The organism is Streptomyces sp. NK15101 (genome assembly GCF_020400725.1).
Classification (GTDB): Bacteria; Actinomycetota; Actinomycetes; order Streptomycetales; family Streptomycetaceae; genus Streptomyces.
Window position 1 is genome coordinate 14,204 of record NZ_JAINVG010000015.1, and the last position, 16,835, is coordinate 31,038.

General features: G+C 73.6%; 18 protein-coding genes. 9 read left to right on the forward strand and 9 right to left on the reverse strand.

All coding sequences use genetic code 11. The annotated features are described in order from the left end of the window. Positions 1-114 precede the first annotated feature (114 nt). Positions 115-954 carry a class I SAM-dependent methyltransferase gene (locus K7G60_RS11175; RefSeq protein ID WP_225800683.1) on the reverse strand — a complete coding sequence of 280 codons (840 nt, stop codon included), beginning with the start codon at positions 952-954 and terminating at the stop codon, positions 115-117. A gap of 345 nt (positions 955-1,299) precedes the next feature. On the opposite strand from K7G60_RS11175, the gene rpsA reads away from it, so the two are divergent. The 4 genes from rpsA (at position 1,300) to K7G60_RS11195 (ending at position 5,075) form a co-directional block, all read left to right on the forward strand. Beyond that, the gene (gene rpsA / locus K7G60_RS11180) at positions 1,300-2,805 is read left to right on the forward strand and encodes a 30S ribosomal protein S1 (RefSeq protein ID WP_030692649.1); all 1,506 of its coding nucleotides are present in this window, start codon (positions 1,300-1,302) and stop codon (positions 2,803-2,805) included. Positions 2,806-2,992: 187 nt separating this feature from the next. Then, entirely contained in the window at positions 2,993-3,931 is a 939-nt protein-coding gene (locus K7G60_RS11185) for a PAC2 family protein (RefSeq protein ID WP_225800684.1), read from the forward strand. 31 nt (positions 3,932-3,962) lie between these two features. After that, on the forward strand, positions 3,963-4,571 hold the full coding sequence (coaE, locus tag K7G60_RS11190) for a dephospho-CoA kinase (RefSeq protein ID WP_225800685.1): 609 nt from the start codon (positions 3,963-3,965) through the stop codon (positions 4,569-4,571). Positions 4,572-4,706: 135 nt separating this feature from the next. Next, positions 4,707-5,075 carry a tetratricopeptide repeat protein gene (locus K7G60_RS11195; protein ID WP_190157040.1) on the forward strand — a complete coding sequence of 123 codons (369 nt, stop codon included), beginning with the start codon at positions 4,707-4,709 and terminating at the stop codon, positions 5,073-5,075. A 27-nt stretch (positions 5,076-5,102) separates the two neighbouring features. Here K7G60_RS11195 and K7G60_RS11200 read toward each other — a convergent pair whose 3' ends face one another. Next, positions 5,103-5,372, reverse strand: a complete 270-nt coding sequence (locus K7G60_RS11200) for a DUF6343 family protein (RefSeq protein WP_225800686.1) — start codon at positions 5,370-5,372, stop codon at positions 5,103-5,105. A gap of 91 nt (positions 5,373-5,463) precedes the next feature. Then, positions 5,464-5,799, reverse strand: a complete 336-nt coding sequence (locus K7G60_RS11205) for a hypothetical protein (protein ID WP_225800687.1) — start codon at positions 5,797-5,799, stop codon at positions 5,464-5,466. A 236-nt stretch (positions 5,800-6,035) separates the two neighbouring features. Here K7G60_RS11205 and K7G60_RS11210 point away from each other — a divergent pair, with 236 nt between their 5' ends. The 3 genes from K7G60_RS11210 (at position 6,036) to K7G60_RS39145 (ending at position 11,115) form a co-directional block, all read left to right on the forward strand. Next, a complete protein-coding gene (locus K7G60_RS11210; RefSeq protein WP_225800761.1) occupies positions 6,036-8,876 on the forward strand; it encodes a DEAD/DEAH box helicase in 2,841 nt (946 codons plus the stop codon). After that, positions 8,873-10,153 carry an SWIM zinc finger family protein gene (locus tag K7G60_RS11215; RefSeq protein WP_225800688.1) on the forward strand — a complete coding sequence of 427 codons (1,281 nt, stop codon included), beginning with the start codon at positions 8,873-8,875 and terminating at the stop codon, positions 10,151-10,153. The genes K7G60_RS11210 and K7G60_RS11215 overlap by 4 nt, the downstream gene beginning before the upstream one ends. Positions 10,154-10,320: 167 nt before the next feature. Then, entirely contained in the window at positions 10,321-11,115 is a 795-nt protein-coding gene (locus K7G60_RS39145; protein ID WP_225800689.1) for a chaplin, read from the forward strand. A gap of 47 nt (positions 11,116-11,162) precedes the next feature. On the opposite strand, the gene K7G60_RS11225 is transcribed toward K7G60_RS39145, so the two are convergent. The 3 genes from K7G60_RS11225 to K7G60_RS11235 all read right to left on the reverse strand — a co-directional run bounded on the left by K7G60_RS11225 (position 11,163) and on the right by K7G60_RS11235 (position 13,359). Further along, complete coding sequence (locus K7G60_RS11225) at positions 11,163-11,852, reverse strand: DUF2293 domain-containing protein (RefSeq protein WP_225800690.1); 690 nt, start codon at positions 11,850-11,852, stop codon at positions 11,163-11,165. A gap of 13 nt (positions 11,853-11,865) precedes the next feature. Beyond that, entirely contained in the window at positions 11,866-12,078 is a 213-nt protein-coding gene (locus tag K7G60_RS11230; protein WP_225800691.1) for a hypothetical protein, read from the reverse strand. Between the two features lie 69 nt (positions 12,079-12,147). Then, on the reverse strand, positions 12,148-13,359 hold the full coding sequence (locus tag K7G60_RS11235; protein WP_225800692.1) for a pyridoxal phosphate-dependent aminotransferase: 1,212 nt from the start codon (positions 13,357-13,359) through the stop codon (positions 12,148-12,150). A gap of 84 nt (positions 13,360-13,443) precedes the next feature. Here K7G60_RS11235 and K7G60_RS11240 point away from each other — a divergent pair, with 84 nt between their 5' ends. Continuing rightward, complete coding sequence (locus K7G60_RS11240; RefSeq protein WP_225800693.1) at positions 13,444-14,097, forward strand: helix-turn-helix domain-containing protein; 654 nt, start codon at positions 13,444-13,446, stop codon at positions 14,095-14,097. 154 nt (positions 14,098-14,251) lie between these two features. On the opposite strand, the gene K7G60_RS11245 is transcribed toward K7G60_RS11240, so the two are convergent. The 3 genes from K7G60_RS11245 to K7G60_RS11255 are packed head-to-tail and all read right to left on the reverse strand — an operon-like array spanning position 14,252 to position 15,842. After that, the gene (locus K7G60_RS11245) at positions 14,252-14,599 is read right to left on the reverse strand and encodes a MerR family transcriptional regulator (protein WP_225800694.1); all 348 of its coding nucleotides are present in this window, start codon (positions 14,597-14,599) and stop codon (positions 14,252-14,254) included. Between the two features lie 26 nt (positions 14,600-14,625). Next, positions 14,626-15,378, reverse strand: coding sequence for an SDR family NAD(P)-dependent oxidoreductase (locus tag K7G60_RS11250; RefSeq protein ID WP_225800695.1), 753 nt, complete (start codon positions 15,376-15,378; stop codon positions 14,626-14,628). Between the two features lie 47 nt (positions 15,379-15,425). Continuing rightward, positions 15,426-15,842: a VOC family protein gene (locus K7G60_RS11255; RefSeq protein ID WP_225800696.1), complete on the reverse strand. Its 417-nt coding sequence runs from the start codon at positions 15,840-15,842 to the stop codon at positions 15,426-15,428. Between the two features lie 115 nt (positions 15,843-15,957). Between K7G60_RS11255 and K7G60_RS11260 the strand changes: the two genes are divergently transcribed. Further along, positions 15,958-16,593, forward strand: a complete 636-nt coding sequence (locus K7G60_RS11260) for a uridine kinase (RefSeq protein WP_225800697.1) — start codon at positions 15,958-15,960, stop codon at positions 16,591-16,593. The last annotated feature ends 242 nt before the right edge of the window (positions 16,594-16,835 follow it).

A 16,835-nucleotide genomic window follows, 5' to 3' on the forward strand; every position in this document is an offset into this window, starting at 1 on the left:
AGGGCCCTTCATTCATATGACCGATCTGCATCGATACGACTATCGGCGGGACTCGTCGCGGAGGGGCGGCCGACCGTGATGCGACCGACCGTGATGCGGCCGACCGTGCGGGAGCTAGCCGTCCCGCTCGCAGACGAAGATCGCCGTACCCGGGATCAGGTTCCCCCTCAGCGGGGACCAGCCGCCCCACTCCTGGCTGTTCCAGGCCGGCCACTCCGGCTCGACCAGGTCCACGAGCCGGAAGCCGCCGGCCACCACGTCCCGCACCCGGTCCCCGACGGTCCGGTGGTGCTCCACGTACACGGCCCGGCCCTGCTCGTCCTGCTCGACGTACGGCGTGCGGTCGAAGTACGAGGCGGCGACCGACAGGCCCTCCGGCCCCGGCTCGTCCGGGAACGCCCAGCGGATCGGGTGCGTCACCGAGAACACCCAGCGGCCGCCCGGCCGCAGCACCCGGCGCACCTCGCGGAAGACCCGTACCGGATCGGCGACGAACGGCACCGCGCCGTACGCCGAGCACGCCAGGTCGAAGGAGCCGTCCCGGAAGGGCAGCGCCCCCGCGTCCGCCTCCACCAGCGGCACCTCCCCGCCGATCCGCAGCGCGTGCTGGAGCTGCCGGTGCGAGAGGTCGAGGGCCACCGGCCGCGCGCCCTGGGCCGCCAGCCACCGCGAGCACTGCGCCGCGCCCGCGCCGATCTCCAGGACGTCGAGGCCCTTCAGGGAGGCGGCGGGCCCGAGGAGCCCGGCCTCGGCCTCGTCGAGCCCCTCGGGGCCCCATACGAACCGGTCGTCGCCCAGGAAGGAGCCGTGCTCGCTCTGGTACTCGTCGGCGTTCCGGTCCCACCAGCCGCGGCTCGCCCGGCTGCTCTCCGCGTCCCCCGCGTCACGCCGGGTCGCCTCGGCCTCGTCGGCCTCCCCGTCGACCGCGTCTTCCTGTCCGTACTCTTGGTTCATCTCGCCCGCCGATGTAGTTTGCGCTCAGTACAACCGTGCGGCGGACCCCGCCGTGGTGGCGCAAGAGGCATGAGTGGTGCCGGAATTGAGCGGATCTGCCTCGGGTGCGCGCTTCGCGCATTGACCCTGTCCGGCCGCCCCCGTATGCTAAAGGTTGCGCTGCGGGCCTGCGCGCCTCAGACGGAGCAGGCCGTGCTCGCACCTGTTGTATGTCCCCTCGGTTTTCGAGGTTCCCTCCCGTTCGCGGAAGGGCGCTTCATTGGCTGTCCGGCTTCTTGGTGCGATACGGGCTCTCGGCGTAGCAGTACCTACGACTTTCTGTCCGTAACCGGAGCCCTTTCCCACATGACGAGCAGCACCGAGACCACCGCCACCACCCCGCAGGTTGCGGTCAACGACATCGGTAACGAGGAAGCCTTCCTCGCCGCGATCGACGAGACGATCAAGTACTTCAACGACGGCGACATCGTCGACGGCGTCATCGTGAAGGTCGACCGGGACGAGGTCCTGCTCGACATCGGTTACAAGACCGAAGGTGTCATCCCGAGCCGCGAGCTCTCGATCAAGCACGACGTCGACCCGAACGAGGTCGTCAAGGTCGGCGACGAGATCGAGGCCCTGGTTCTCCAGAAGGAGGACAAGGAAGGCCGCCTGATCCTCTCGAAGAAGCGCGCCCAGTACGAGCGCGCCTGGGGCACCATCGAGAAGATCAAGGAAGAGGACGGCATCGTCACCGGTACCGTCATCGAGGTCGTCAAGGGTGGTCTCATCCTCGACATCGGCCTCCGCGGCTTCCTCCCGGCCTCCCTGGTCGAGATGCGTCGTGTCCGCGACCTCCAGCCCTACGTGGGCAAGGAGCTCGAGGCGAAGATCATCGAGCTGGACAAGAACCGCAACAACGTGGTCCTGTCCCGCCGCGCCTGGCTGGAGCAGACCCAGTCCGAGGTCCGCCAGACCTTCCTCACGACCCTCCAGAAGGGTCAGGTCCGCTCCGGCGTCGTGTCCTCGATCGTCAACTTCGGTGCCTTCGTGGACCTGGGTGGCGTCGACGGTCTCGTGCACGTCTCCGAGCTGTCCTGGAAGCACATCGACCACCCGTCCGAGGTCGTCGAGGTCGGCCAGGAGGTCACCGTCGAGGTTCTCGACGTGGACATGGACCGCGAGCGCGTCTCCCTGTCGCTGAAGGCGACGCAGGAGGACCCGTGGCAGCAGTTCGCCCGGACCCACCAGATCGGCCAGGTCGTCCCGGGTAAGGTCACCAAGCTGGTTCCGTTCGGTGCGTTCGTCCGCGTGGACGAGGGCATCGAGGGTCTGGTCCACATCTCCGAGCTGGCCGAGCGCCACGTGGAGATCCCGGAGCAGGTCGTCCAGGTCAACGACGAGATCTTCGTCAAGGTCATCGACATCGACCTCGAGCGTCGTCGCATCAGCCTCTCGCTGAAGCAGGCCAACGAGTCCTTCGGTGCCGACCCGGCCTCGGTCGAGTTCGACCCGACCCTGTACGGCATGGCCGCGTCCTACGACGACCAGGGCAACTACATCTACCCCGAGGGCTTCGACCCCGAGACCAACGACTGGCTCGAGGGCTACGAGGCTCAGCGCGAGGCCTGGGAGACCCAGTACGCCGAGGCGCAGGCTCGCTTCGAGCAGCACCAGGCTCAGGTCATCAAGTCCCGCGAGGCCGACGAGGCCGCCGCTGCCGAGGGCGCTGCCGCCCCGGCCGCCGGCAACGCCGGTGCGGGCATCTCGGGTGGTTCGTACTCCTCGGAGTCGGACGACAACTCCGGCGCCCTGGCGTCGGACGAGGCGCTCGCCGCCCTGCGCGAGAAGCTGGCCGGCGGCCAGAGCTGAACAGGCTCTCCGCTGAGCGCTAGCCGCTAGCGAAACCGAGGCCCGTTCCCCTTCGGGGGAGCGGGCCTCGGTCGTTTCTCCGAACCGGGTCGCCGGACCCGCCGATTCCCCCGGAAGATCGCGCGTCCCGGGAATGGCGCCGCAGCGCACGGCGTTTCCAGAGAGAACACGAGGAGGAGCGGTAATCGTGCTTGATCCCCAGGATTTGTACGAATGGGACCCGAAGGGCGTGGCCGTCGTCGACCTGGCCCTGGCGCAGGAGTCGGCCGGACTGGTCATGCTGTACCACTTCGACGGCTACATCGACGCGGGCGAGACCGGTGAGCAGATCATCGACGGCCTGCTCGACACCCTTCCGCACCAGCTGGTGGCCCGCTTCGACCACGACCGACTCGTGGACTACCGGGCCCGCCGCCCCCTGCTGACCTTCCGGCGCGACCGCTGGACCGCGTACGAGACGCCGTCCATCGAGGTCCGCCTCGTGCAGGACGCCACCGGCGCACCCTTCCTCGTCCTCTCCGGACCGGAGCCGGACGTGGAGTGGGAGCGCTTCGCCGCCGCCGTCCGGCAGATCGTCGAGCGCCTCGGGGTGCGCCTCTCCGTCAACTTCCACGGCATCCCCATGGGCGTGCCGCACACCCGCCCGGTCGGCCTCACGCCACACGGCAGCCGCACCGACCTCATGCCGGGCCATCGCAGCCCCTTCGACGAGGCGCAGGTCCCCGGCAGCGCCGAGGCCCTCGTCGAGTACCGGCTCACCGAAGCCGGCCACGACACCCTCGGCGTCGCCGCCCACGTCCCGCACTACGTGGCCCGGTCCCCGTACCCGGACGCGGCCCTGACCGCCCTGGAGGCCGTCACCGCCGCCACCGGCCTCGTCCTGCCGGGCGTCGCCCACTCCCTGCGGACCGAGGCCCGCCGCACCCAGACCGAGATCGACCGCCAGATCGGCGAGGGCGACGATGAGCTGGTCGCGCTCGTCCAGGGCCTTGAGCACCAGTACGACGCGGCGGCCGGTGCCGAGACGCGCGGCAGCCTCGTCGCCGAGCCGGTCGACCTGCCGTCGGCCGACGAACTGGGCCGCGAGTTCGAGCGCTTCCTCGCGGAGCGGGAGGGCGACTCCTAGCCCCGTCGGGGCAGGCCCTAAGCTGCCGCTCATGCTGAAGGTGGGCCTGACCGGCGGGATCGGCGCCGGCAAGAGCGAAGTGTCGCGGCTGCTCGTCTCGTACGGAGCCGTACTGATCGACGCGGACCGGATCGCGCGCGAGGTCGTCGAGCCCGGTACCCCGGGGCTCGCGGCCGTCGTCGCGGCCTTCGGCGACGACGTCCTCACCGAGGAGGGGACGCTGGACCGGCCCAGGCTCGGCTCCATCGTGTTCTCCGACGCGGACCGCCTGGCCGCCCTCAACGCCATCGTGCACCCGCTGGTCGGGGCCCGGTCCGCGGAGCTGGAGAGCCGCGCGGGCGCCGGGGACGTCGTCGTCCACGACGTGCCCCTGCTCACCGAGAACGGGCTCGCGCCGCTGTACGACCTGGTCGTGGTCGTGGACGCGTCCCCGGAGACCCAGCTCGACCGGCTGGTGCGGCTCCGCGGCATGGCCGCTGCCGAGGCCGAGGCCCGGATGGCGGCCCAGGCCACGCGCGCGCAGCGACTGGCCGTCGCGGACCTCGTGATCGACAACGACGGACCGCTCGACGCCCTCGAGCCCCAGGTGCGGAAGGTCTGGGACGAGCTGGAGCGCCGCGCCAAGGCCACCGACGACTAGGGCCTGTCCGGCGGGATCACGGCCGGGTCCCGCGAGCCCGGTACGGTCCGGAAGCGGGTTCCTGGGGGATCTTCCGGTGGAATGCGGTCCCGGGGTCCGGTGTTCAACCACCGGATCGAGGGGAAGGATTCCATCGTGGCCGACAGGAACCCGGAAACGCACGTCATCGACTTCCGCGCCGCCGAGCACCTGCTGGCCGCGCGGGACCCCCGTGGGGCCGTGAAGCTGCTGGACTCGGTCATCGCCGCCCACCCCGAGAACACGGCCGCGCGCCTGCTGCGCGCCCGGGCGTTCTTCGCCGCCGCCCAGCTCCGGCCGGCGCAGCTGGAGTTCGAGCTGGTCCTGGAGCGCGAGCCGGACAACGCCTTCGCCCACTTCGCGCTGGCCCGCACCTTCGAGCGCTCCGGGCAGACCGCCCAGGCCACGCGGCACTTCCGCCTCGCCGCCGCCCTCGACCCGAAGCCGGAGTACCTCCAGGCGGCGGGCTTCGACACGCGGAACTGAGCACGCGGAACCGAGGCGGGCGGGAGGTCAGCGCCCGGTGCCGCCGCGATCCGGCTCGTACGGCGGGACGCTCCGGCCCGGTTGCCAGTGGGCGCCCTGGTGGAGACGGCGCAGCACCACCGCCAGGTCGACCACGACGACCAGGAACAGCGCCCCGCAGGCCGCCGCCCAGCCCGGGCGGCCCACCAGGGAGAACACGGTCGTGCCGAAGGCCGCCCACAGCAGCCCCCACACGCTCAGCCAGAACCGCAGGCGCAGGGCACTGCGCGCGGTGGCCGGTTCGTTCCCCGTTCGCATGACGGTCGCATCTCCCCTCGGAGTCCCGAGGTCACTTCCAGCATGTACCCCGGGCGGGGGAAACGGAACGCCGGCCCGGCGGCCGCCCCGGCTAGTGGACGACGCTGTAGCTGCGCCAGGGCAGGGTGTCCGGGGCGATCTTGTCCCCGCTGTTGCTGGGCACGTAGATGGAGTTCCCTCCCTGGCAGTCGCGGGTCCGGTACATCACGATGTCGTTCAGGGAGTTGTTCTCGACCTTGGTCACGCCCGAGGGCGCCAGGCGGTGGCAGCCCTTAACCGACGGACTGGTCACGGTCACCACCAGGTCGCGCTCCGTCTCGTACGTGATCGTGCCCACGGCGCTGCGGCCGAGGCCCGAGCAGCCGGCGACGGCGAGAGTGAGCAGCACGGCCCCGGTGGCGGTCGTGAGACGCCGGCGAACGGACATGGCGGATCCTCTTCTGTCGTGTCGTGCGGACGTCACGGCCTCGGACGTCCAGGCCACGATGACGCCTGTGCGGCCCGCTGTCACCCGCTGTTGGGCCACCCGGGGGAACCCCTCGTCGCGGTCGTTGTCAGACCCCACCCGTAAGGTCGGAGATCCAGTCGGACCCCCGTCTACGGGCTCCGGCAGCCGAAGGACGTCACACCAGGGAGGGGAGCGCAGCCGTGGCACACACCTGGATGACCAGCGCCGCCGTCTTCCTGCCGGCCGCCCTTCCCCGTGACGGCCGGGTCGCCTTCTGGGCCCCCGACGGCGGCGCGCCGCCGGACCCGGCGGTGAGCGGGGCGGAGCGGGTCGAGCTGACCGTGGCCCGGCGGCACGGCAGCGGTGCCCGGGGCCGCTCCGTGCCCGCCGTGACCCTGCCCGTCGAGGCCGCGCTGCCCCACCTCGTCGCGGCCCGCCACCACCCGGCCGCGCACCCCGCCACCGCCGGCTGGGGCGCCGCCGCCCTCCACGCCCTGCACCTGGCCGCGCGCGGACGGCTGCTGCCCGGCCTGACCGCCGACGACCTGGACGCCTGGCGGGCCGGACCGCTGGACGCCGAGGACATCGCCCATCTGCGGGCCGTCGCCGCCGCCCTGCCGTACGAGGGGTACGCGGTGCCGGTGCCGGGGCGCGGTCCGCTGCGGCTGCCCGAGCCCGAGGCCCTCGTCCGCGCCTTCCTCGACGCGGTCGCCGACATCCTGCCCCGGACCCCGGCCGCCGCCCACGCGGTCGGCGCGCCGTTCGCGGCGCGAGTCCCGCAGCACCTGCCCCGCGCGCGTGCCTGGGCCGCCGAGGCGGCGGCCGGGATGGACGCGGGAGTGCGGGTCTCGCTCCGCCTGGACCTGTCGCCGTACGAACTCTTCGACAGCACGGACACCGCCGGCACGGCCGGGGACGGAGACGGCGGGGAGCGCCACGCCGCCGCCGCGCTCCTCCAGATCCACAGCCTCGCCGATCCCACCCTCGTCATCGACGCCGTGGACCTGTGGGCGGGGGACGGCGAGCACTTCGGGCCCCGCGCCCGGATCGACGCCGTCCTCGCCCTGCGGCGGGCCGCCCGCGTCTGGTTCCCGCTCTCCCGGCTCCTGGAGCGGGACGTGCCCGACGTCCTCGCCGTCACCGAGGGCGAGTTGTACGAACTGCTCGGTCCAGCCGCCGCGCGCCTCGCCGACGCCGGGGTCGCCCTCCACTGGCCGCGGGAACTCGCCCGCTCGCTCAGCGCCTCCGCCGTCGTCCGCCCCGCGCACGCCGCGCCCGGCTCGGCCACCGACGGCACCTCCTTCTTCGACAGCGAGGAGCTCCTGCGGTTCAACTGGCAGCTGGCGCTCGACGGCGATCCGCTCACCGAGCGCGAGATGGACCTCCTGGCCGAGGCCCACCGGCCCATCGTGCGCCTCCGCGACCAGTGGGTCGTCGTCGACCCCGCCCTCGTCCGCAAGGCCCGCAAGCGCGAACTCGGCCTGCTCGAACCGGTCGACGCCCTCGCCGCCGCGCTCACCGGCACCGCCGAGGTGGACGGCGAGTCCGTCCCCGCCGTCCCCGTCGGAGCCCTCGCCGCGCTCCGGGACCGGCTCCTGGCGGGTCCCGAGGACGTGCAGGCTCCGCCCGGCCTCACCGCCACCCTGCGCGACTACCAGCTCCGCGGGCTCGCCTGGCTGGACCTGATGACCTCCCTCGGTCTCGGCGGCTGCCTCGCCGACGACATGGGACTCGGCAAGACCGTCACCCTCATCGCCCTCCACCTGCGCCGCGCCCGCCGCGCCCCCACCCTGGTCGTCTGCCCGGCCTCCCTCCTCGGCAACTGGCAGCGGGAGGTGCGGAAGTTCGCCCCCGACGTGCCCGTCCGGCGCTTCCACGGCACGGACCGGGACCTCGACGGCACCGAGGGCGGCTTCGTCCTCACCACCTACGGCACCCTGCGCACCAGCGCCGCCCGACTGGCCGAGCGGGAGTGGGGGATGGTCGTCGCCGACGAGGCGCAGCACGTCAAGAACCCCTTCTCGGCGACCGCCAAGGCGCTGCGCGAGATCCCCGCCCCCGCCAGGGTCGCCCTCACCGGCACCCCCGTGGAGAACAACCTCTCCGAACTCTGGGCGCTCCTCGACTGGACCACCCCCGGCCTCCTCGGCCCGCTCAAGGCCTTCCGCTCCCGCCACGCCCGGGCCGTGGAGAACCACGAGGAGATCGAGCACGAGGAGGCCGTCGAGCGGCTCGCCCGGCTCGTGCGGCCCTTCCTGCTGCGCCGCCGCAAGTCCGACCCGGGGATCGTCCCCGAACTCCCGCCGAAGACGGAGTCCGACCATCCCGTCGCCCTCACCCGGGAGCAGGCCTCGCTCTACGAGGCGGTCGTCCGCGAGACCATGGCGCGGATCGAGGGCGCCGAGGGCATGGCCCGCCGGGGTCTCGTCATGAGCCTGCTGACCTCCCTCAAGCAGATCTGCAACCATCCCGCGCAGTACCTCAAGGAACAGGCCCCGCGCGGCGGCGGCACGGCCCGGCTCGCCGGTCGCTCCGGGAAGCTCGCCCTGCTCGACGAACTCCTCGACACGATCCTCGCGGAGGACGGGTCCGTGCTCGTCTTCACCCAGTACGTGTCGATGGCACGGCTCCTCGCCGACCACCTGGCCGCGCGGGGCATTCCCGCCCAACTCCTGCACGGCGGCACCCCGGTGGCCGAGCGGGAGCGGATGGTCGACCGCTTCCAGGCCGGCGAGGTCCCCGTCTTCCTGCTCTCCCTGAAGGCCGCGGGCACCGGCCTCAACCTCACCCGGGCCGGCCATGTGGTGCACTACGACCGCTGGTGGAACCCGGCCGTCGAGGAGCAGGCCACCGACCGGGCCTACCGCATCGGGCAGACCCAACCGGTGCAGGTCCACCGGCTCGTCGCCGAGGGCACCGTCGAGGACCGCATCGCCGAGATGCTCCGCGCCAAACGGGCCCTGGCCGACGCCGTCCTCGGCTCCGGCGAGGCCGCACTCACCGAACTCACCGACCGGGAGCTCGCCGACCTGGTCTCCCTGAGGAGGCCCTCGTGAACCACGCCAAGGGCGCGCGGGGCGCTCGGGGCGCCGTCCCCCGCCACGACGACCGCCGCCGCAGCTTCCCGCAGGTCGCGCCGCGCTCGGCCCCCGACGGCCGGTTCGCCGCCACCTGGTGGGGGAACGCCTGGGTGGCCGCCCTGGAGGACACCGCCCTCGACCCGGCCCGGCTCGCGCGCGGCAAGGCGTACGCGGGGCGCGGCCACGTCGACGCGATCACGGTCACCCCCGGCCGGGTCGTCGCCTACGTCCACGGCACCCGGCCCCGCCCGTACCGCACCGAGATCAGGATGCGGACCCTCGGCGACGACGGCTGGGAGCGGTTCCTCGACGAGGCCGCCGCCCGCCCCGACCACATCGCGGCCCTCCTCGACAAGGACGTGCCGCACGCCCTGGAGGTGGTCACCGGACTGCTGCCCGCGCCGGGCGACCTCGTCCCCGACTGCTCCTGCCCGGACGACGGTTACCCCTGCAAGCACGCCGCCGCCCTCTGCTACCAGGCGGCCCGTCTCCTCGACGAGGACCCGTTCGTCCTCTTCCTGATGCGCGGCCGCGGGGAGCAGGAGCTCCTCGCCGAGCTCACCCGGCGCAACGCCGCCCGGGGCGCCGCGGAGACGGGCGCCGCCGCCCCGTCGATGCCCACGGTCCCCGCCCGCACCGCGCTCGCCTCGGCCACCGGGGCCGGGCTCCCGCCGCTGCCGCCCGAGCTGCCGGTCCCGGACCGGCCCGGCCGCCCGGCCGTCTTCCCGCCGGACCCGGACGCCCCCGATCCGCTCTCCCTGGAGCTCCTCGCCACCGAGGCCGCCGCCCGCGCCCACGTCTTCCTCGCCACCGGCCACGATCCGGTGGCAGCGCTCACCCCCTGGCAGGACGCGGTCCGGCTGGCCGCCGCGCACCCCGGCTCCGGCCTCACCGCCTCGTCGCGCGCGCTCTACCGGGACCTGGCGGGCGCCCTCGACCGCACCCCCACGGACCTCGCCCGCGCCGTCGCCGCCTGGCGCCAGGGCGGCGCGGCGGGCCTCGCCGTCCTCGAGGAGCCCTGGGATCCGCCGGCCGGTCCGTTCGACCGGGCCAGACCCGCGCTGCTCGCCGCCGACTTCCCCGCCTTCCGCCCCTGGCGCAACCGGCTCTCCACGGAGTCCCTCCAGCTCCGGCTCGGCCGGGACGGCCTCTGGTACGGATACGAGTCGGACGCCGGCCGTGAGGACTGGTGGCCGCGCGGCGCCCCCGATCCGGACCCGGTGGGCGCCCTCACCGACCTCCTGGGGCACTGACGGGCGTCGACCGGCGTGGCGGACGTCGACGGGTGTTGACCCGACACTCGAACGGATTCCCACTCGATGGAGTGAAACCCGTCAACGGCCGGATCCGGCCCGCGTGTTTGTCGCGTTGATTCCGGTACGGGCACTTGCCCGTGCACACCTCCGGAAGGCAGGAAGCCATGAGGCAGATTCGCCGAAGTGGTCTGGCCACACTGTTGGTCACGGGCGGAGCGCTCGCCCTCTCGGCGGGCGCCGCGCACGCCGACGCCGGCGCCGAGGGCGCTGCGGTCGGTTCGCCGGGAGTCGGTTCCGGCAACACGGTCCAGCTGCCGGTGCACGTGCCGGTCAACGCCTGCGGCAACACCGTCAACGTCGTGGGGCTGCTCAACCCGGCCTTCGGCAACAGCTGCGCCAACCACTCCACGGAGCGCGAGGCCGGGGGGTACGGGGACGAGAACGGCGGCGGCTCCCACAAGGACGTGCCCGGCACCCCGCGCGGCGGCGAGCAGGCCGGCGGTTCCCAGAGCGGCTCCCACGGCGGCGGTTCCTCCAACGGCGGCGGGTCCACCGCCGAGACCCACGCCCAGGGCTCCCCCGGCGTGCTCTCCGGGAACGGCATCCAGCTGCCCGTCGACCTCCCCGTGAACGTCAGCGGCAACTCGGTCAACGTGGTCGGCATCGCCAACCCGGTCTTCGGCAACACCGCGGTGAACGGCCCGGCCAAGCCCCAGCAGCCGATCGAGACGCCGACGCCGCGCCCGCAGACCCCCGTGCGGCACGTGCCGGGGCCGCGGGCCGAGACCGTGCCCCCCGCCCCTGCCCCCGCGCCGCAGGCACAGGGCGAGACGAGCACGTCCTCGCTGGCCGCCACGGGCTCGGACGCCATGGGCTACGCCGGCTCCGTGAGCGCCGCGCTGCTCCTCGGCGGCGCCCTGCTGTACCGCCGTGGGCGCCGCGCCGGCGACCAGGCCTGAGGACCGGCTCCTCGCGGCCCGGCCGACGCGGGCTGACGCCCGAGCCGTCAGCCGCGTTCCCGGCCGCTCGTGGTCCCGCCGCCCTGGCGCCAGACCCGGAGCACCGCCTCGATGGCGGGCGCGACCCTCGTCCGGGCCTGGTGCCGGGGAACCCCTTGCATCAGCAGGGAGTCGTACGGCGTGTCGACATGCCGTACGGAAGCTCGTACCGCGGCGGTGACCGCGCCGCGGTCGAGCGAGCGGCCCGCGGCCGTGCGCCCCACCCGTCCGCTGCCCTTCGCCGAGGCGTGGACGGCGATCTCCGTGGCCCGGTCCGCCGGGCAGGAGGGGAAGAGCCGCAGGATCTCCGCCAGGAGCGCCGCGGTGATCTCGGCGTCGGCGGCCGCGCGCCGCACCGCGTCCCGGGCCCGGCGCGCGGCCCGCGCCTCGGCGTCCGCCAGGCAGGCCCGTTCCGCCTCGGCGAGCGCGGCCTCCTCGACGAGCAGGCCCTGCCGCTCGTACCGCGTGCGGCGCCGGTTGTGCCGTACGACCACGGCCCAGAGCGTGCTGGCCTCCCGGGCGCGGCGGGTGAGCGCGGTGTCGCCCCGGCGCAGGAAGACCAGATGGCCGAGGTCGGCGCAGTCCAGACAGACCGGCGCGTTGAACTCGACGATCATCCGGTCCAGCGGCCCCCGGTGGCATTCCGAACAGCGGCGGCGCCGGAGCGGCTCGACGACGACGGGCGCGACGAGGTCCACGGCCGGTCCCCGCTCAGCGGACGCCGGGCGCGGCGACGGCGATGAACAGGGAGAGCGCCTCCTCGGCCCGCTCGGAGCGGCGGGCGCGGTCGGCCTCGATCCGCTCCTGCCGGAGCTGCTCGGTGCGGGCGAGCGCGGCCGTGCGCTCGGTGGCCCGCGCCTGGAACCAGTGCGTGAAGACCACGCCCAGCAGGGTTCCCGCCACGGCTGTCGACGCCGCATCCATGACCGGCCGCCCTCCCGTGCTCCCTCGGCCTTCAGACCCGTAGATCATGACAGCACGAGGGGTCCGGCGTCACTGCCGGTAGCCGCTCAGGAATCGGCCGATGCGGCTGACTGCGGCGTCGAGGTCGTCGGCGTACGGCAGGGTCAGGATGCGGAAGTGGTCCGGACGCGGCCAGTTGAAGCCGGTGCCCTGCACGACCTGGATCTTCTCCCGCAGCAGCAGGTCGAGGACGAACTTCTCGTCGTCGTGGATCTTGTGCACGGCGGGGTCGAGGCGCGGGAAGGCGTACAGCGCGCCCTTCGGCTTCACGCAGGAGACGCCCGGGATCTCGTTGAGCTTCTCCCAGGCCCGGTCGCGCTGTTCGCGCAGCCGGCCGCCCGGGGCGCACAGTTCGTGGATCGACTGTCGGCCGCCGAGCGCGGCCTGGATGGCGTACTGGGCGGGGGCGTTGGGGCAGAGCCGCATGGAGGCCAGCATGGTGAGGCCCTCCAGGTAGTTCCTGGCGTGCTGCTTCGGGCCGGTGACGACCAGCCAGCCGGAGCGGAAGCCGGCGACCCGGTAGGTCTTGGAGAGGCCGCCGAAGGTGAGGACGACCAGGTCGGGGGCGAGGGCGGCGATCGGGTGGTGGACGGCCTCGTCGTAGACGATCTGGTCGTAGATCTCGTCGGCGAGGACCATGAGGCCGTGGCGGCGGGCGAGGTCGAGGATGCCCTCCAGGACCTCCTTCGGATAGACCGCGCCGGTGGGGTTGTTGGGGTTGATGACGACGACGGCCCGGGTCCGGTCGGTGATCTTCGACGCCATGTCGTCGAGGTCCGGGTACCAGTCGGCCGACTCGTCGCAGAGGTAGTGCACGGGCTTGCCGCCCGCGAGGGTCGTGACGGCCGTCCACAGGGGGTAGTCGGGGGCCGGGATCAGGACCTCGTCGCCGTCCTCCAGAAGGGCCTGGGTGGCCATCGAGATGAGCTCCGAGACGCCGTTGCCGAGGTAGACGTCGTCGACGTCGACCTCGGTCAGACCCATCGACTGGCAGCGCTGCACGACGGCGCGGCGGGCGGACAGGATGCCGCGGGAGTCGGTGTAGCCATGGGCCTTGGGGAGCATCCGGATCATGTCCTGGACGATCTCCTCGGGCGCCTCGAAGCCGAAGAGCGCGGGGTTGCCGGTGTTGAGGCGCAGGACGCTGTGGCCCGCCTCCTCCAGGGCGTTGGCCTGCTCGATGACCGGGCCGCGGATCTCGTAGCAGACCTCGCTCAGCTTGCTCGACTGCCGGAACTCCATGCGCCGACCTCCCCAGAAGTGTTGTTGCTTGGTTTTACCAAGTTCGAGCTTGGAAAGTCCAACAACATGTCTAGACTGCGTCGCATGCCACGTCAGCCACGCCGCCGCAGCTACGACCAGCACTGCGCCGCCGCGCGCGCCCTCGACCTCGTCGGCGACCGCTGGACCCTGCTCGTCGTCCGCGAACTCCTCGCCGGACCGCGCCGCTACACCGATCTCCACGCCGACCTGCCCGGCGTCAGCACCGACATGCTCGCCGGCCGCCTCAAGGACATGGAGGGCGCCGAACTCGTCACCCGGCGCCGACTGCCCCCGCCCGCCTCGGCGTACGTGTACGAGCTCACCCCGCGCGGACGTGACCTGCTGCCCGTCCTGCGCACCCTCGCCGCCTGGGGCGCGCCCGAACTCGGGGAGCCGCGGCCCACCGACGCCGTCCGCGCCCACTGGTACGCGATCCCGCTCCTCGGCGCGCTGGCGGAACTCGGCACGGGGGTCGTCCAGGTGACCCTCGACGAGGGCGAGTTCCACGTACGGCTCGGAGCCGACGGCGGCGTGGCCTACGGGGACGGAGGGGTGGACGTCCCCGATGCCCGGCTGCGGACCGACACGGCGACCTGCAGGGCCCTCGCCGCGGGGGAACTGACGCTGAACGAGGCGCTCGGATCGGGCCGCGCCGCACTGGAACGGCCCGCGCCGGCCGCGATGTCGGTCTCCGCGGCGGAAGCCGCGCAGACCTGAGGCCGGGCTGCGCGCCAGGGCTCGCGCGAGGACCGCGCGGCCAGGGTCTTGCCTCAGGACGGGGGCAGGGTCCTGCGTCAGGACTGCGTGCCACGGTCTTGCCGCAGGACTGCGCGCCAGGGGCTTGCCGCAGGACTGTGGGGGCGGGCCCCGCTCAGGACTGTGCGGCCAGGGCCTTCGCCAGGCGGTCGCGGGCCGCGGTCTGCGCCGCGATGCGCGCGTCGATCACGGCGAGGCGCTCGCGGGCGATCTCCAGGGCGCGGGCGGACGGCGGGACCGCCGAGACGTCCCCGTCCAGGCAGGTGCGGAACGCCGAGACGTCGTCCAGCGTGAACCCCGCCTCCAGCAGGTACCGGATGTTCGACACCCGCGCGACGGCGATCTCCTCGTACACCCGGTACCCGTTGGCCGCGCGGACCGACGTGATCAGCCCCGCCCGCTCGTAGTGCCGCAGCGCGCGGGCCGACGCCCCGGTCCGCCGGGCCAGTTCACCGATGCGCAAGGACGCCACCTCCTCGCACAGTCGTATCACGAGACCAGCGCGCCCCCGTCGACGGGCAGGACGGTGCCGGTCAGGAAGGCGGCGTCCGGGGCGGCGAGCGCCGTGATCGCCCAGGCGACCTCCTCCGGCCGTCCGATCCGCCCCAGCGGGGTGTGCGCGAGCTGCCAGGCCCGCACCGCCTTGCGCTGCCCGGGGGTGAGGCCCATGTGGTCCGCGATCGGGGTCTCGATCGCACCGGGCGCGACCGCCACGACCCGGACGCCGGCCGGCGCGAGCTCCACCGCCCAGCAGCGGGTCAGGGTCTCCAGGGCGCTCTTGGTCGCCGGATAGACGGAGTTGCCGGGCCAGCCGCGCTGGCCGACCGTCGTCGTCACGTTCACCACGACCCCCCGGGACTCCCGGAGCGCGGGGACGGCCGCCTGGGTGAGCAGGACCGGGGCGACGAGGTTCGTCTCCAGGAGCGGGGCGATCACGGAGCGGTCGAGGGTGCCGAGGGGGCCGCCGGCGGCGATCCCGGCGTTGTTGACGAGGACGTCGAGCCGGCCGTGGTCCGTCAGCGCGGCGCGGACGATCTCCTCGGCCGCGCCCTCCGCCGTGATGTCGGCGGCGAGCGGGTGGATGCCCGGGTGCCCCTCGGCGGTCTCCCGCAGCGGCTCCGCCCGGCGGCCGACGGCGACGACAGTCGCCCCCTGTGCGGCGAACGAGCGCGCGGTGGCCCGGCCGATGCCGGTGCCCGCACCGGTGACGACGACGACCCTGGTGGGTGTGGTGGTGTCCATGGATCCGATGGTCGAACCCTGACGCCAGTGACAAGGTCAAGCCCGGCTCAGCGCTCGGGGCGGAGGAACTCCAGCCGGTTCCCGTGGCAGTCGGCGACGTAGAAGCGGCGGTGGCCCGGGAAGTCGTCGTCCCACGTCACCTCGACGCCCAGACCGGTCAGCCGCTCGGCCAGGCCGTCGAGGTCGGCGACCAGGATGCCCGGGTGCCCCTTGCGGGCCGGCCGGAAGTCCTCCTCGACGCCCAGATGGATCTCCAGCGCGTCCGAGCGCACCCACAGACCGCCGCGCGCCGCGAGGACCGGCGGCTTCTGGATCTCGGTCATGCCCAGCACGTCCACGTAGAACCGGCGGCACACCTCCTCCTCGCCCGGCGGCAGGGAGAGCTGCACGTGGTGCAGCCCGAGGCCGAAGGGCGTGGTCGCCTCCGCGGTCTCGTAGGGCAGGGCTTCCTGACGCCGGCTCATGGGGAACCAGTCCTCTCCTCCGTGGCTGCCGTGCGGTCGCGCGGCCACGTCACCGTACGGCCGAAGACGTCGGCCGGTACACGTCAGAGGCGGGTGCGGCAGGCAGGATGGGGGCATGCGATACGAGGCGATCACCTGGGACCGGCTGGCGGAGACGCTCGCCGGCCACCTCGACGCGTCCGCCGCCGCGGCGGGCGACGACTGGCTCAAGGTGGGCATCGACGGCCCGCCCGCCGCGCCTGGGGCCGAACTCGCCGGGCTCCTCGCCGAGGCGCTGCGCACGCGGGGGCGAGCGGTCCAGGTCGTGAGCACCGGCGGCTTCCTGAGACCCGCTTCCCTCCGGTACGAGTACGGGAAGCAGGACCCCGACGCGTACTACAGCGGGTGGACCGACACCGGGGCCCTGTGGCGGGAGGGCTTCGGGCCGCTGGACCCCGGCGGCACCGGGCGCGTGCTGCCCGACCTGTGGGACCCGGTCACGGACCGCGCGACCCGCAGCCCGTACGTCACGCTGCCGCCGCGCGGGGTGCTCGTGCTGCACGGGACCTTCCTGCTCGGCCACTGGTTCCCCTTCGACCTCACCGTGCACCTGCGCCTCTCGCCCGGCGCCCTCGCCCGGCGCACGGAGGAGTCCTGGACCCTGCCCGCCTTCGCCCGGTACGAGATGGAGGTCGGCCCCGCCGAGGTCGCGGACGCCGTCGTGCGCGCCGACGACCCGCGCCACCCGGCCTGGACGGGGCTGCGGACGTAGCGCCGGGCTTCCGGGCCGTCCGCCCCCGGTCACCCGCCTCCCTCCCGGTCACCCGACTGCCCGGTCACCCGCCTCCCCGGTCACCCGCCTCCGGGCGGTCCGGTGCATGAATTCCGGTCAACCGACGGCCGGGGCGCCCGTCTCCTGGGCCTCGTCCGGGGTTCGCCCGTCCGGCTTCCGTCCGTCCGGCTTCCGTCCGTCAGGCTTCCGTCCGTCCGGCTTCCGCCCGTCCGGCGCATGGC